General features: G+C 39.4%; 1 protein-coding gene. It reads right to left on the reverse strand.

The annotated features are described in order from the left end of the window. The coding region (locus L8D11_RS05470; RefSeq protein WP_236870654.1) for an acyltransferase domain-containing protein at positions 1-454 on the reverse strand (454 nt) is incomplete at its 3' end. Between the last annotated feature and the right edge of the window lie 10 nt (positions 455-464).

The following is a 464-nucleotide window of genomic DNA, read 5'->3' on the forward strand; positions in this document are numbered from 1 at the left end:
CCGCCAATGACGTTAGGAATTTAACGGAATCATTTACCTTTTCATTCGGTCGTCGAACCGTATGAATCATTCGGTGTTTTGAAGCGTCAAATTTCTCATTGGATCGAATCAAGGACACCAACGTATTTCCAGGTCCAACCTCAACAAAAATGGCTGCTTCCGTATCCAGTACAGCGCTTGCGCAACTATCGAACTTCACAGCTTTTCGCAGTTGATTGGTCCAATACTCAGGCTTGCACATTTCATCTGAAACGGTTGCTCCAGTTAGATTGGAAATGATTTTTATTTCTGGTTCATTGAATGTTATTTCATCAAATTCCTTGGCAAATTCATTGAGAATCGGATCCATTAAAAATGAGTGAAAGGCATGCGATGTTTTCAACTCTTTGAATGGTATTCCTTTTTCCGTAAGATCTGCAACAATTGAATTGAGAATTTCCTCTTTTCCTGACAAAACGGTTGAT

The organism is Candidatus Bandiella numerosa (genome assembly GCF_021811875.1).
GTDB lineage: Bacteria > Pseudomonadota > Alphaproteobacteria > Rickettsiales > Midichloriaceae > Aquirickettsia > Aquirickettsia numerosa_A.